The sequence below is a fragment of the Kordia algicida OT-1 genome, assembly GCF_000154725.1.
GTDB classification, from domain to species: domain Bacteria; phylum Bacteroidota; class Bacteroidia; order Flavobacteriales; family Flavobacteriaceae; genus Kordia; species Kordia algicida.
Genome location: NZ_DS544873.1, coordinates 2,799,961 through 2,813,738, shown reverse-complemented (window position 1 = coordinate 2,813,738; position 13,778 = coordinate 2,799,961). Strand labels below are relative to the sequence as shown.

Sequence of the window (13,778 nt, the reverse complement as noted above, 5' to 3'; positions counted from 1 at the left end):
AAAGGCTTAAAATATCTTTTGTAATAAACAATTTTTACTCTTTCACAATCTTATAAGAACTTACAGAATCGCCAATAGTAACAATCATAATATATGTTCCGGCTTTCAATGAAGAAACATCCAATTGTTTTGTAGTTAGCACATTATCATCAACACGCATGACACGTTGTCCGAACAAATTAATAACTTCCAATTTATCAATCTGTAAAGTACTTTCAAACTGTACTATTCCTTTTGTTGGATTTGGATAATATTTAAAATCATTCGAATTCACTTCTTCTACAGACAAAGGATCTGCTTCTGTTGTAAAACTCCAAATTGGAGAATTCATCGCGTCTCCACCAACATTTTTCGCAACAATTTGCCAAAAATATTCAGTATCATATTCCATTCCTGTAATATCTACCGTAGTATTCCCTAAAGTTCCTAACAAAGCTAGGGTTGTTGGCGAATCGCCCAAATATACATCGTATGCAGTTGCAGGATCGCCTGTTGTCGCCGCTTCCCAAGCAAACGTTACAGAATTATCTGGATTTCCGTCCATATTGTCATCAGCAGGATCAATAACAACACCAGTTGCCATATCTGCTGGAGTTGGAGTTGTAGCTGGATCTGGAGCAGTTGCATCTGCAATCATTTCTACATTATCAATAATCCAACGGTCACCATCGTTTTGCTCCAAAACGAAAGCAACATAAATAGGTTGTCCAACATATGCTGATAAATCTACCGTGTGCTGTGCCAATGGTCCACCAGACCAAACATCGGTTTCAGTTTGTGTATCAACAATGGTAAAATCGGCATGTGTAGTTTGGCTTGCACCTGTAGAAACTCTAACTGTATACGTAGAACCGTAGTCGGTAGCAAAACTATCCGATTGGTCAAACGACAAAATAAAATTTGTTGCATCTACGGTAAATTGTGGAGTTACTAGCCAATCTTCGGCATTTCCACCTAAAACAGCTTCCCAAGTAACAAAAGCCACATTGTTAGTTGCACCATCGTTGATTTGCCAGTTTTGAGTAGTTCCTAAACCATTCGTTCCAATAAAACTTGCCCATCCTGCAGGAATTGCCGTGCTGGCTTCAAAGTCTTCAGACAGTTGTGCATAACCAAATTGGTAAAATGCTAATAAGAGTAATAAAGTAATTTTTTTCATAATCAAGGCTTTACATATTAATACATTTAAAGTTATAAAAAAAAACAGAACTCAGGCGTATTGACATTATTTTTATCGTGAATGTGTATATTTTTGTGGATTAACCAAAGAAATAGTCTAAAAATTCACAACTTTTGAAAAAGAAATTTAAAGCAGTGTGAAATCTGTTCCTGTCAAAATAACCCAAACCACTTGTTGTTAACACTGGAATAACTAAAATAAAACGATAAATTATACCTAGGAACTGTTCGAAACTTGTTAAAAACTATAAAATCATCGAATTAGTTAATATCTTTGCAGCCGAATGAAAGTAGTTGCGCAGATAAAACAGCCTATTATTACAGAAATGGAACTCTTTGAAAAGAAGTTTTCCAACTCGATGACTTCCAAAGTCGCACTACTCAATCGTATCACACACTACATTGTAAATCGTAAAGGGAAGCAAATGCGTCCTATGTTTGTGTTTCTAGTTTCTAAAATGGTTTCTGATGGATTGGTAAACGATCGGACTTATCGTGGAGCTTCCGTAATCGAACTAATACATACGGCAACACTTGTACATGATGATGTGGTTGATGATTCCAACAGAAGACGAGGTTTTTTCTCGATCAATGCTTTATGGAAGAATAAAATTGCAGTATTAGTCGGTGATTATTTACTGTCGAAAGGATTGTTACTTTCTATTGATAATGGCGATTTTGATTTGCTGAAAATTATTTCTGTCGCAGTGCGCGAAATGAGCGAGGGCGAATTGTTACAGATTGAAAAAGCTCGTAAACTAGATATTACAGAAGATGTATATTACGAGATCATTCGACAAAAAACGGCAACTTTAATTGCAGCTTGCTGTGCAATGGGTGCAAAATCTGTAAATGCTTCTGATGAAGAAGTTGAAAACTTACGACTATTTGGTGAATATATCGGAATGGCATTTCAGATAAAAGATGACTTATTTGATTATGGCGATACGCAAATTGGAAAGCCCACCGGAATTGACATCAAAGAGCAAAAAATGACACTTCCATTAATTTATGCTTTGAATCATTGCACCAAACAAGAAAAAAAGTGGGTGATTAATTCCATAAAAAATCACAACAAAGACAAAAAAAGAGTCAAAGAAGTCATTGCTTTTGTGAAAAAAACAGGCGGATTGGAATATGCAATTACCCAAATGAAATCGTATCAAGAAAAAGCGCTCAAACTCCTAGAAATCTATCCTCAATCAACATATAAAGATTCATTAGAATTAATGGTCAACTATGTGATTGATAGAAAAAAATAATTTTTTTTCATGTGCAGACAACCATTTGCATAAAATTTGCGTCTATATACATAGAAAGCAATCTGTATAGTGAAAGTTATTCAATTACATCTACAAGAAGCACAACTCATAAAACGAGCTAAGCGCAACGACCGAAAAGCGCAGCAAACGTTATATGCACAACATGCACCAAAAATGCTAAGTGTTTGTCGATACTATATTTCGAACGTTCACGATGCCGAAGAAACCATGCTTTCAGGATTTTTCAAAGTATTTACACAACTAAAAACGTACAAAAATACAGGAAGTTTTGAAGGTTGGATACGAAGAATTATGATTCGGGAATCGATTTCTTTTCTTCGAAAAAAAAATCCGCTTATTGCTGTAGAAGAAATAGAAAGCTACACGGCAATTGCTGATTGTGAAATGGACGTGAATGCTGGTGTAGAAGAAATTCAAAAAGCAATTGACATGTTGCCGCAAGGATATCGAATTGTATTCAATCTTTATGAAATAGAAGGATACAAACATCAAGAAATTGCTGAAATGTTGAATATTTCCATTAGTACGTCCAAAACACAATTATTCAAAGCAAAAAAAACGCTTCAATCACAACTACGATCAAAAAAAAACAGAGCTAATGAAATCGCATGAACTAAAAAATAAGTTGGAAGAACGTAGGATGGAAGTATCTGAAAATTCTTGGGAGAAGCTCGCTAGTCAGCTAGATACAAACGATCAGAAGAAAAAACGCAAAACTTTTTACCTTCCGTACGCAGCATGTCTGGCAGTATTATTTGGTGTCATTGCATTCATGTTTCTGAAAAATGATAGAAATGCAAACTCAGATACGATTGTTGACACAAATTCTAAAGAAATCATCAAACAAAATAAAGATATAAAAACGCCTGTTGTTTTAAAAGAAGTTACAAATGATGAAATATTTAAAGAAGTAGTTGTACAATCAGAAGAAACAAAACTGCTTGAAAAAATAAAAACATCTCCAAAAGAAACATCTGCTGAAAAGGCAATAAAAGCACCACTAAAAATAGAATTGCAAAAAGAAATTCAAAATACAGTAGCCATTCATAAAATTGATACGCTACTGAAAGAATTACAACCTGTGGTAGCACAAAAAGAAGTTGAGTTAGACATTACTAAAGAACTAAAAGCTTCTATTACAGCATTGTCGGAAACAGAAAACATTACAATTACTGACGAAGAAATCAATCAGTTGCTAAAAGAAGCGCAAGAATCCTTCGCAGAATTAGAAGTAAAAGAAGAAGAAACTGATGCCCTACGATTCGCAACTGCAGACGAATTATTGGGCGAAGTAGAATACGAATTAGACATGTCATTCAAACGAAAAGTATTCGAACTTATCAAACACAGAGTTCAAAAAACACGAACGGCGCTAACTGATAATTAGTTGTTTATACGTTAAAAAATCATCAATAACATCCTAAAAAAACGAACATGAAAACAAGTACATTGTATTTATGCTTACTATTCCTATGCATAAATTTTAGTGCAAATGCACAACAAAAAGACAACATTCCAAAACGCACACAAGATTCTGTAGCACTCAAAAAAGAGCGAACCAAAAAGTATTTGGCAAATCGTTTACGTATCATTACCGAAGATGAAAAAATATTGCTAAAAAATACGGTAGCACAAATCAACTCAGAACTTGAAAAAGGGAAAATCACAACAGCAGAAGCCGAACAACAAAAAAAGAAAGCAGCAATGCTAACAGCGGCAAATATTGAATATCGCATGGCAAAAGAAAAACGCGAACTATTGCTCGATTACCGAATTCAGGAAAGAGGAAGTTTTATTCGCTTTGGAGAAGTATTTGACACACGAAAAATTAAAAAAAGACCTTTTCGTTATGACAGACGAACCTATTCTGACTTAGTATTTGCTTTCGGGCTTAACAATGCCATACAAGAAGGAAAATCACTCAGCGAATCTGATTACCGAATGGCAGGTTCACGATTCTTTGAATTTGGAATTAGCTGGCGAACACGCCTTTTTAAAGAACATAATTTTGTAAGATTCAAATACGGAATATCGTTGCAATACAACAACTTAAAACCAACAGGAAATCGTGTATTTGTTGATAATGGCAACTTGACAACCTTAGAACAATTTCCAAACGATTTGCGACGTTCCAAAATTAGAACGACCAATCTAGTTGTGCCAATTTACTTCGAATTTGGTCCTTCCAACAAAAAAGAAACGGATCGTTACATTCGCTATAACACACATCAAAAATTTAAAATTGGAATTGGTGGTTATGCCGGATTCAACATTGCAGTAAAGCAAAAACTAAAATATTCGCAAGATGGCGATCGCGTTGACCAAGAAATTCGTAGAAACTTCAACACCAACTCATTTGTGTACGGTTTGGCAGGTTACATTGGTTGGGACGATTTAAGTTTGTATTGCAAATATGACTTATCGCCCATATTCAAAAGTCCAAATGCCAAACAACGCAACATTTCATTTGGTGTACGTCTAGACGTATTTTAACAGATTTGGTTTTAGCTACTTGTACTTTTAAGATGAGTTCGTCTATAAAACGATAAACTTCATAGTACTTCTCGATACAAATTTGCTGTGCAAATCTACTCGAAGTGATGGTTTTAGAATTCAAAATTACTATTGAAAACTAAGTCGTCACTTCGAGTAAAATATTGAAAAGATTTTGTGTCGAGAAGTGCTTTGAAACTATTATTTATTGTCTAATGTAAAAGTTACAGTAAAAGACAATTCAAAATTCAGCATTCAACATCCAAAATTCCCTCAAAACTTAGTATTTTTGAAAACTATTCCTAAAAATCCCGAAACCATTGATCGCTAAATCAACCATAGATGCTGTATTTGACATTTCTCGCGTAGAAGAAGTGATTGGCGATTTTGTACAACTCAAAAAATCGGGAAGTAACTTCAAAGGATTAAGTCCGTTTTCAGACGAACGAACACCTTCGTTTATGGTATCGCCCGTAAAACAAATTTGGAAAGATTTCAGTTCGGGAAAAGGAGGAAACGTCGTTGCATTCTTAATGGAGCACGAACATTTTACCTATCCAGAAGCCATTCGGTATTTAGCCAATAAATACGGAATTGAAATTGAAGAAACAGAGCGTACGGATGAAGAAAAAGCTTTAGCCAACGAAAAAGAAAGCATGTATTTGGTGTCGGAATATGCCAAAAAATATCATCAAGAAGTACTTTGGGAAGCGCCACAAGGAAAAGCCATCGGACTTACCTATTTTAAAGAACGAGGTTTTACGCAGGAAACCATCAAAAAATTTGGATTGGGTTATGCGTTGGACGAATGGAGTGCGTTTACCGACACAGCTTTAAAAGAAGGCTACAATCTTACGTATCTGGAAAAAACGGGACTTACCATTGTAAAAGGCGAAAAACGTTTTGATCGTTTCAAAGGTAGAGTCATGTTTCCAATTCACAGTATGAGCGGACGTGTCTTAGGTTTTGGAGGAAGAATCTTGACGAATGATAAAAAAGCTGCCAAATATCTCAATTCGCCCGAAAGTGATATTTACCATAAAAGTAAAGTTTTATACGGTTTGTACTATGCAAAACAAGCCATTGCAAAAGAAGACAACTGTTACTTGGTAGAAGGTTATACAGATGTCATTCAAATGCATCAAGCGGGAATACACAATGTAGTTTCTTCTTCAGGAACTGCCTTAACGGCGGAACAAATTCGGTTGATAAATCGTTTAACGAAAAATATAACCGTTCTCTATGATGGAGATGCGGCGGGAATTCGTGCGTCACTTCGTGGAGTAGATTTAATCTTAGAACAAGGAATGAATGTACGCGTATGTACCTTTCCTGATGGAGAAGATCCAGATAGTTTTACAAAAAACAATGCGTTGGAAGATGTGTTGGCATACTTTGAAAACAATGTAAAAGATTTTATCAGTTACAAAGCTTCTTTATTAATGGAAGTTGCCAAAAATGATCCGATCAAAAAGGCAGAAGTCATCAACGATATGATGTCGAGTATCTCGAAAGTGTCCGATCGTATCAAACAAGAATTGTATTTGCGTGAAACGTCTCGTATCATGGACATTTCAGAGGAAGTACTATTTGCGACTTTGGCTCAATTGCAAAACAAAGAAATTAAGGACGCCAACAAAAAAATAAAGCAAGAAAAGAAGGCTTTTGAAGTCATCAAACCTAAAGAAAAAGCAAAAAGTGTTGATGTTCAATATATATTAGAGCGTAAATTAATAGAAATATTATTGCTCTACGGAAACATGGAAGCAACATTTGAAGACTTGATTTTAAAGGAAGATGATGATGGTGAATTAAAAATGGAACGCGAACTCTTTGAAGCCAAAGTATTTCAAAAACTCTACTTAGACTTGCAACAAGATGAAATTGACTTGGCAAATGAAAAATTTCAAAAAATTTATTACAAAGCCATTGAAAAACTCAATGCAACAGGAAGTTTAGAATTGGATACATTTGTCAATGAAATTGAACCAGAAGTTGCCAATGAAGTCACAGACATTCTAATGCGTGAAGAACGTTACGAATTGCACAATTGGGAAGCACAAAACATCTTTGTAAAACCAAAAGAAGAAACCATTGCACAACTTACAAGCGAAACCATTCTTAGTTTGCGTTGTTTTCTAATAAACCTTAAGATAGAAGAACTCAAACTCAGTCTGTCAGAAGACACAAAGCTAGAAGATTTGCAAAGTATTTTAGAAGAAATAAAGGATTACATCTTCCTCAAAAAATCACTTTCTGAGCAGTTAAAAAGAGTGATGTAACTAGAAGCAATCACACATGAAAAAAATAATTACGTGTACATTTTTATTGCAATCATTGCTGCTGTTCTCGCAAAGTAAGGAAGGAATTGAAGCAGATTACGAACTTCAGGGATATTTTAAAAACTACCAAGAATTTAATCTGGATTCTCTAAAGAAGAAAAAATTTAAGCACATTCGTCTTATTAATTCCATAAGAGGTGGTTTTGAATTTGATAGAATATTAGACAACAATCTAAAACAAGCAATTTATACGATTACTATCGAGCATCCTTTAGGAAGGTATTCAAGATATAAAGAATATAAAGTACATGTATTTTCAAAACGAGATTCTATTATTTGCCTAATTAGTTATGAAGAAAGTACTGGAAACGTAAATTCATATTTCGATTACGAAAAACTATCCGCGCATATTGAACTACACAATAAATTATACGAAACCAACTTTAGAATTTCAGATTTTGTAGATCAATTGAAAGAAAGGAGAATTTACGGATTTCAATGTGGCTATTCGTCAATAGCAAATGCTCCATTAGTATATAACGATATATATTTTGACGACATAAGAAACGGAAAATACTTTAGAAAATGGTTAACATCGTTCAACCCTGAATTGCAAGCTTACGGAGTAAAAGGATTAGAAGGTTTGGAAGAAAAAGAAAAACTGCCGCTTTCGCCACTAGAAAAGAAACTCATCAAACACATAAAAGAGCGAAATTCAACATTGCTTATTTGTGGCGGATGCGTAAGCTTTCCTAGAAAACTTTATGATGAGACAAAAAAATGATGATATGTCTGCATTTAAAAAACGCATGCATACCATCATAAAATCTTTTTTACTGTAGTAAAGAATTAAATCTTCACAAATGCAATTACAGTAATTCCAATGCTTTTGCTTGTTGTAATAGGTCAACTAAGTTGTCTACATTCAACTTTCGCATTAGGCGAGCTTTGTACGTACTCACAGTTTTTTCGTTAAGGTTCAATTCTTCTGCTACATGTTTGTTACGTTTACCAGAAGCTAAAAGTTTTAATACTTCTACTTCTCTTGTAGATAAACGTCTGAAGAATCGACGAGGTTTGTTTGTGCTTTCATCAAATGCTAAACGTTGCGCCAATTCATTGCTAATATAGATGCCTCCATTGGCAACTTTAACAATAGCGTCTTTAATAACATTTGTAGCGACAGATTTTGACAAGTAACCAGAAGCTCCAGCTCTTAATGTGCTTACAGCGTAAACATCTTCAGAGTGTGAACTAAACATAATCACTTTTACGTCAGCGAAGTCTTTTTTAAGTCTTCTCAAAGCAGTAATACCATTGACTTCGGGAATATCCATTTCAAGTAAAACAACGTCTACGTGTTCTTGACTAATAAAGTCAAAAAGCTCAGAGGTTGTAGCAGCTTTACCTACTACATCAATCTCTGTAGAGTTCTTGAATAAGGCTTTAATTCCTTTTCGAACAATGGGATGATTGTCTGCAATTAATACTTTAACCATAATTTAGTTTTTAAAGTTATTATTAAATCAGACCATCACATAAAGAAAGGTTCGTTTATGGTTATGTCATGCTAACATAAAAACGAATCAATTTTTATTTCAGGTTTAGGGGGTCTGTAGCAACAAATTTAAACAAATTTTTATAAAAACTATTAAAAAAGGCGATTTTTTATGTAAGATTTTGCGGTATTATGCAGACTGGAATTGGAATCATTTTATGTTGGTTTGCAGTATTATATCTTTTGTAGATTTTAAAAACTTCTTGTTGTCTTCCTGTAAAGTCTTCAGCGGTTTTTCCTTCATCATTCATTTGCATAGCCCATTCAAGTTCATCGTAGTTAGCACCAATTTGATCTTCATCACTTCGCGCATCGCCAAATAAGCCATCGGAAGGTTTTGCCTCCATAATAGATGTCGGAACTTTAAGAACTTTCCCCAATGCATACACTTCGCTTTTCATCAAATCAGCAATTGGACTCAAATCAACACCGCCATCGCCATATTTAGTATAAAAACCTACACCAAAATCTTCTACCTTATTTCCTGTTCCTGCTACCAATCTTCCCAATAAACCAGCGTAGTAATATAAAGTCGTCATACGTAAGCGTGCTCTGGTATTTGCCAAAGCCATATCAACCGTTGCTTGTTCGCCTTCTAAGGAAACTTCTGTTTTAAATTCTTCAAAAACGGGCGTTAAATCTGCACGAACATCTGTGACATTCTCAAAGCGTTCTTTTAACTGTTTTATATGTTCTTGCGCACGTGTCACATGACTTTTTGCTTGATGAATTGGCATTTCAATACACAAAGTTGGTAATCCTGTTTTTGCACACAAAGTAGATGTGACTGCGGAATCAATTCCTCCAGAAACTCCAACTACAAATCCATTCACTTTTGCGTTTGTTGCATAATCCTTTAACCATCCTACAATATGATCTATTACCTTTTCAGTTTTCATTAGTTTGTTTTTTCTTAATTAATGCTGTTTCATGGAATTCGCCAAGAATAATTCTAAACGCATTTCATCTATTTCGATTTTTTTACAAGATAAAAAAAGTAAATTTGCAGACAAATATGGAAGCGGAATAAAATTTATAAATATAGTTTGCGTTTAGCTATAAGGATTAACTTAAAATATGATGAAAAAACTATTGTACTTGTGTGTGTTGATATTGATTGGATGCGCTGATGAAAATACACTTGAAAAAGAAATTGCAGCGATTCCAATAGACGTAAATGTGGCTCGTTTTGACCAAATTTTTCTAAATGCGACTCCAGCAGATTTACCAGAATTAAAAAAAGCCTATCCGATATTCTTTCCAAGCTCAGTGCCCGATTCTACTTGGGTATACACCATGAACGATCCGTTGCAAAAAGAGCTAAAAACTGAAATTGACGCTGTTTTTGATGATTTTGCGCCTGTACATCGCGATATCAAATCTGTATTACAACATATAGAATTTTACTTTCCAGAATACGATCCGCCAAAAATATTGACTGTAACTACAGAAGACTATCGCAAAAAAGTAATTCTATATGAAGACATGTTTCTCATTGCGCTCAATACATATTTAGGTGCAGATCACAAATATTATGAAGGCATTCAAAAATACATTTCTCATACTTTTGAAAAGGAAATGATTCCAGTAGACATTGCTAGCGAATTTGCTTTTTCACAAGTAAAATCTCCTCGTGAACGTACTTTTTTAAGTAAAATGATCTATTATGGAAAAATACAATACATCAAATCACTGTTGGTACCAAAAGCAAGTATAGCCATGCAATTTGGATATACAAACCGACAAGCTGATTGGGCAGCAGTCAATGAAGCACAAATTTGGACGTACTTTATAGAAAAAGAATTGTTGTACAGTACTAACAATAAATTGGATGCTCGATTTTTAAATTTGGCGCCTTTTTCCAAGTTTTATCTAGAATTAGATAACGAATCACCTGGTGGCGTTGGTCGTTACATTGGCTATCAAATTGTACAGGCATATATGAAAAATAATGACGTATCTTTGCGGCAAATGTTAGGGAAACCAGCAGAAGAAATTTTTAACAATTCAAAGTACAAACCAAAGAAGTAATGGCGAATAAACTCAAGTCTGAGATAAAAATTGCAGTAACAGTAGATGAAAATAATGTTCCAGAAGCGATCAACTGGACGGCAAAAGATGGTGGTGTTGTCAATGAACCTTCAAAAGCAGTAATGTTGTCTGTTTGGGATCACAAAGCACAAGAAAGTTTGCGTATCGATTTGTGGACTAAAGATATGCCTGTTGATGAAATGAAAGTATTCTATCATCAAACATTAGTATCTATGGCAAAAACATTTCAACGTGCAACAAACGATGAAAAAATGAGCGCAACCATGTTGGATTTTTGTGACTATTTCGCTGAAAAACTAGAAATTGTAAAAAAATAGAATATCTTTTTGAAGAATATAAAAATAAGTGCTATTGAAATTTAATCTTTCTCTAAAATCTCAATTCTTGTTTTAATAGTGCCACTTTCTTCTAGTCGGATAATTTTAAAAATAAGCTTTGCAATAAACCCAGGATCTAGAACTATATTGGCTTTTTCGGCTATATTAATATCTCGATCGGCAATCAATTGTGTCCAATTTGCTTCGGGAGAACTAGCTAGCAAAGTTGCATACTTCCAAGCGCCATCTCTGGCAAGTTTCATGCTGAAATCAGTCAAAATGATGCTAAATTTTTCTGTTTTCTTTAAAATTTTGGCTAAAAATGACCAAATCAGTGACAATTCTTTTTGAACGTCATGCACCAATGCGCTCAAAATTATATTGATTTTATTAAAATCGTTATGTAAATCGTTTATATCTTTTCCTTTCATCACTTCGGCAGCGGCAATTCCTAAATCGAGATTGATATGTGCGTTCATTCCTAAAAGCAAATGTTGCAGCACAATTAGCCAATAACTATCGGTTTTTTCAAATGCAATCTGCCATGAAGTCGTAGGTTTCACGCCATTTTGATAATCGGTATACGCTTGTAAATATCTGTTGGCGAAAATCACATCTAGCTTTTCCATACGCGGATTATCATCAAAAAAACCACTCTCAATTCCTTCCTTGACTTTACAAGTCACTTTTTGATATAAAGCTGCGAAATAGCCCATTGTGCTTGGGATTTTTTTGTTTTGTTCAATAATTTCATCAAGAAATAAAATAACTTCATCAATTGTAGTAGCTTGCATGGTTGGTGTTTTTGGTAAACTAAAAATAGGAAAATCTTCTAATGCTGTAAAGAAATTAAAAGAAATTACGACAGATTCTTTTAGATTCAGTGTTTTGGAGCTGTTAGAAAGAGCATAAGATCCATTTTATAAATCGTCAAAACAAATCTAATTAGTTGATTTTCAATATGTTTGGATGATGATTCTCATAGAGATTTTATAACAATAATAAATAAATGTGTAACGCATACTGTTGATTTTGGTTGTTACTTTGTAATAACTGAAAAATAAACCATTATGAAAATCCTTATAGCACTCTTTAGTATAACAATATTGTCAATTAACTCAATTGATTATACTTCAAAATCATTAAACAATAATATTACCACATACGAAGTTGTTTTTGACGGCGCCGAAGGTGGAATGCTTTTTTTTACAGACAGTAAAGAGGAAGCGATCACGGTTAAAGATGAAGAAAATAAATTATTTAAAAAATATGGTGAAGATGCTAATTCGTATGTTGGAAGGGCATTTACAATGTTACTAAAAGCAGCGGATGATAATGATCGTGTTTACAAAGTAGAATCAGTAATAGAACTAAAAATGAAGTAATTACTGTTGTATAGATTAAGGTGTAAGTGTTGAAGAAGGAAAGTAAAATTTATACGACAAAATTAGGTGTTTGGATGTTGGGTGTTTCTCAAGAATCAACAAATCCACAAAAAACGAATAAACAAGTTTAGGGTTCAATAGTTGATAAGTTTATGAGTTTAGACTTTGAAATGAAACTATAATAAACAACTTACCAAAACCCAAAACCCAAAACCCAAAACCCAAAACCCAAAACCCAAAACCCAAAACCCAAAACCCATCAATGCCCAAAATCATCTTCATATACAATGCAAAATCAGGGAAAGTAAATAGTTTGCTTGATATGGCGCACAAACTCATCAGCCCAAAAACCTATCAATGTAAACTATGTGCGATCACGCATGATGCATTTTCAGAAAATGAACAATGGAAAAATTTTAGAGAAAAAACGAAGCTTCCGCTAGAATTTTTACACAACGATGAATTTGAAAAAAAATACAAAAGTATAGACACAAAATATCCTGCGATACTCTTGCAAAAAGATCAAAAACTCACAGAGTGGATTCCGAAAAGTGAAATAGAAAAAATAGAAAATTCTAAAGAATTAATTCGTTTGATTGAAGCAAAAGCTGAAACTATGAATTTTTCAAATCCTGATTGATTTGCCCGATAAAATCCAGCAATTCCTCACGTCCAATTGCTTTTGAAGAAGACGTTACAAAATGTTGTGGCATTTCTTCCCAAACATCTTCCAATAACTTTTCTCGATAAGCATTTACATGTTTGTCAATTTGTGACGGACGCAATTTGTCAGCTTTCGTAAAAACAATACAAAAAGGAATCTGATTTTCACCCAGCCATTGCATAAACTCCAAATCTACCTTTTGCGGTTCGTGACGAATATCAACCAACACAAAACCACAAACTAACTGTGTGCGTTTTCTAAAATATTCGGTAATAAACTTTTGAAAAACTTTTTTAGCACTCTTAGAAACACGTGCATATCCGTAACCTGGTAAATCGACCAAAAACCATTCGTCATTAATCTTAAAATGATTGATAAGTTGTGTTTTTCCAGGTCTTCCAGAAGTTTTTGCCAAACTCTTACGCTGTGTCAGCATATTAATCAATGAAGACTTTCCAACATTAGAACGACCAATAAAGGCATATTCAGGAATTTTGTTTCTAGGACATTTCGCAACATCCGAATTACTCATTACAAATTCGGCAGATTTTATCTTCATAACAAT

At 34.1% G+C, this 13,778-nt stretch carries 15 protein-coding genes; 10 read left to right on the top strand and 5 right to left on the bottom strand.

Annotation, left to right across the window (positions count from 1 at the left end; genetic code table 11):
* Positions 1-34: 34 nt before the first annotated feature.
* Positions 35-1,159: a T9SS-dependent choice-of-anchor J family protein gene (locus KAOT1_RS11930; RefSeq protein WP_007095072.1), complete on the bottom strand. Its 1,125-nt coding sequence runs from the start codon at positions 1,157-1,159 to the stop codon at positions 35-37.
* A gap of 304 nt (positions 1,160-1,463) precedes the next feature.
* Here KAOT1_RS11930 and KAOT1_RS11925 point away from each other — a divergent pair, with 304 nt between their 5' ends.
* From KAOT1_RS11925 to KAOT1_RS11900, 6 genes are all read left to right on the top strand, one after another.
* Complete coding sequence (locus tag KAOT1_RS11925) at positions 1,464-2,441, top strand: polyprenyl synthetase family protein (protein WP_007095071.1); 978 nt, start codon at positions 1,464-1,466, stop codon at positions 2,439-2,441.
* A gap of 69 nt (positions 2,442-2,510) precedes the next feature.
* Complete coding sequence (locus tag KAOT1_RS11920) at positions 2,511-3,074, top strand: RNA polymerase sigma factor (protein WP_007095070.1); 564 nt, start codon at positions 2,511-2,513, stop codon at positions 3,072-3,074.
* Positions 3,061-3,849 (top strand): V-type ATP synthase subunit I domain-containing protein, encoded by a 789-nt coding sequence (locus KAOT1_RS11915; RefSeq protein WP_007095069.1) that lies wholly within the window; start codon positions 3,061-3,063, stop codon positions 3,847-3,849. Before KAOT1_RS11920 ends, KAOT1_RS11915 begins: the two co-directional genes overlap by 14 nt.
* 47 nt (positions 3,850-3,896) lie before the next feature.
* Complete coding sequence (locus KAOT1_RS11910; protein WP_007095068.1) at positions 3,897-4,955, top strand: porin family protein; 1,059 nt, start codon at positions 3,897-3,899, stop codon at positions 4,953-4,955.
* Between the two features lie 320 nt (positions 4,956-5,275).
* Entirely contained in the window at positions 5,276-7,237 is a 1,962-nt protein-coding gene (dnaG, locus tag KAOT1_RS11905; protein WP_007095067.1) for a DNA primase, read from the top strand.
* Between the two features lie 16 nt (positions 7,238-7,253).
* On the top strand, positions 7,254-8,021 hold the full coding sequence (locus KAOT1_RS11900) for a hypothetical protein (protein WP_007095066.1): 768 nt from the start codon (positions 7,254-7,256) through the stop codon (positions 8,019-8,021).
* An 85-nt stretch (positions 8,022-8,106) separates the two neighbouring features.
* Here KAOT1_RS11900 and KAOT1_RS11895 read toward each other — a convergent pair whose 3' ends face one another.
* Together KAOT1_RS11895 and nadE are read right to left on the bottom strand one after the other, a co-directional pair.
* Positions 8,107-8,736 carry a response regulator gene (locus KAOT1_RS11895; protein WP_007095065.1) on the bottom strand — a complete coding sequence of 210 codons (630 nt, stop codon included), beginning with the start codon at positions 8,734-8,736 and terminating at the stop codon, positions 8,107-8,109.
* A gap of 169 nt (positions 8,737-8,905) precedes the next feature.
* A complete protein-coding gene (gene nadE, locus KAOT1_RS11890) occupies positions 8,906-9,694 on the bottom strand; it encodes an NAD(+) synthase (protein WP_007095064.1) in 789 nt (262 codons plus the stop codon).
* Positions 9,695-9,872: 178 nt separating this feature from the next.
* Here nadE and gldB point away from each other — a divergent pair, with 178 nt between their 5' ends.
* Positions 9,873-10,826 carry a gliding motility lipoprotein GldB gene (gene gldB / locus KAOT1_RS11885; RefSeq protein ID WP_157560116.1) on the top strand — a complete coding sequence of 318 codons (954 nt, stop codon included), beginning with the start codon at positions 9,873-9,875 and terminating at the stop codon, positions 10,824-10,826.
* Positions 10,826-11,164: a gliding motility protein GldC gene (gldC, locus tag KAOT1_RS11880; protein ID WP_007095062.1), complete on the top strand. Its 339-nt coding sequence runs from the start codon at positions 10,826-10,828 to the stop codon at positions 11,162-11,164. Before gldB ends, gldC begins: the two co-directional genes overlap by 1 nt.
* 41 nt (positions 11,165-11,205) lie before the next feature.
* Here gldC and KAOT1_RS11875 read toward each other — a convergent pair whose 3' ends face one another.
* On the bottom strand, positions 11,206-11,958 hold the full coding sequence (locus KAOT1_RS11875; RefSeq protein WP_007095061.1) for a DUF5995 family protein: 753 nt from the start codon (positions 11,956-11,958) through the stop codon (positions 11,206-11,208).
* A 276-nt stretch (positions 11,959-12,234) separates the two neighbouring features.
* Between KAOT1_RS11875 and KAOT1_RS11870 the strand changes: the two genes are divergently transcribed.
* Both KAOT1_RS11870 and KAOT1_RS11865 read left to right on the top strand, forming a co-directional pair.
* Positions 12,235-12,549 carry a hypothetical protein gene (locus tag KAOT1_RS11870; RefSeq protein ID WP_007095059.1) on the top strand — a complete coding sequence of 105 codons (315 nt, stop codon included), beginning with the start codon at positions 12,235-12,237 and terminating at the stop codon, positions 12,547-12,549.
* A gap of 262 nt (positions 12,550-12,811) precedes the next feature.
* Positions 12,812-13,189 (top strand): hypothetical protein, encoded by a 378-nt coding sequence (locus tag KAOT1_RS11865; RefSeq protein WP_007095058.1) that lies wholly within the window; start codon positions 12,812-12,814, stop codon positions 13,187-13,189.
* On the opposite strand, the gene yihA is transcribed toward KAOT1_RS11865, so the two are convergent.
* Positions 13,164-13,772 (bottom strand): ribosome biogenesis GTP-binding protein YihA/YsxC, encoded by a 609-nt coding sequence (gene yihA / locus KAOT1_RS11860; RefSeq protein ID WP_007095057.1) that lies wholly within the window; start codon positions 13,770-13,772, stop codon positions 13,164-13,166. The two genes, KAOT1_RS11865 and yihA, sit on opposite strands and share 26 nt — an antisense overlap.
* Positions 13,773-13,778 lie beyond the last annotated feature (6 nt).

What these genes read in the sequence shown, in the direction of transcription:
- KAOT1_RS11930 (WP_007095072.1), bottom strand. Translation starts at nt 1,159, where the DNA reads ATGAAAAAAATTACTTTATTACTCTTATTAGCATTTTACCAATTTGGT.
- KAOT1_RS11925 (WP_007095071.1), top strand. Translation starts at nt 1,464, where the DNA reads ATGAAAGTAGTTGCGCAGATAAAACAGCCTATTATTACAGAAATGGAA.
- KAOT1_RS11915 (WP_007095069.1), top strand. Translation starts at nt 3,061, where the DNA reads ATGAAATCGCATGAACTAAAAAATAAGTTGGAAGAACGTAGGATGGAA.
- KAOT1_RS11910 (WP_007095068.1), top strand. Translation starts at nt 3,897, where the DNA reads ATGAAAACAAGTACATTGTATTTATGCTTACTATTCCTATGCATAAAT.
- KAOT1_RS11900 (WP_007095066.1), top strand. Translation starts at nt 7,254, where the DNA reads ATGAAAAAAATAATTACGTGTACATTTTTATTGCAATCATTGCTGCTG.
- KAOT1_RS11895 (WP_007095065.1), bottom strand. Translation starts at nt 8,736, where the DNA reads ATGGTTAAAGTATTAATTGCAGACAATCATCCCATTGTTCGAAAAGGA.
- nadE (WP_007095064.1), bottom strand. Translation starts at nt 9,694, where the DNA reads ATGAAAACTGAAAAGGTAATAGATCATATTGTAGGATGGTTAAAGGAT.
- gldB (WP_157560116.1), top strand. Translation starts at nt 9,873, where the DNA reads ATGATGAAAAAACTATTGTACTTGTGTGTGTTGATATTGATTGGATGC.
- gldC (WP_007095062.1), top strand. Translation starts at nt 10,826, where the DNA reads ATGGCGAATAAACTCAAGTCTGAGATAAAAATTGCAGTAACAGTAGAT.
- KAOT1_RS11875 (WP_007095061.1), bottom strand. Translation starts at nt 11,958, where the DNA reads ATGCAAGCTACTACAATTGATGAAGTTATTTTATTTCTTGATGAAATT.
- KAOT1_RS11870 (WP_007095059.1), top strand. Translation starts at nt 12,235, where the DNA reads ATGAAAATCCTTATAGCACTCTTTAGTATAACAATATTGTCAATTAAC.
- KAOT1_RS11865 (WP_007095058.1), top strand. Translation starts at nt 12,812, where the DNA reads ATGCCCAAAATCATCTTCATATACAATGCAAAATCAGGGAAAGTAAAT.
- yihA (WP_007095057.1), bottom strand. Translation starts at nt 13,772, where the DNA reads ATGAAGATAAAATCTGCCGAATTTGTAATGAGTAATTCGGATGTTGCG.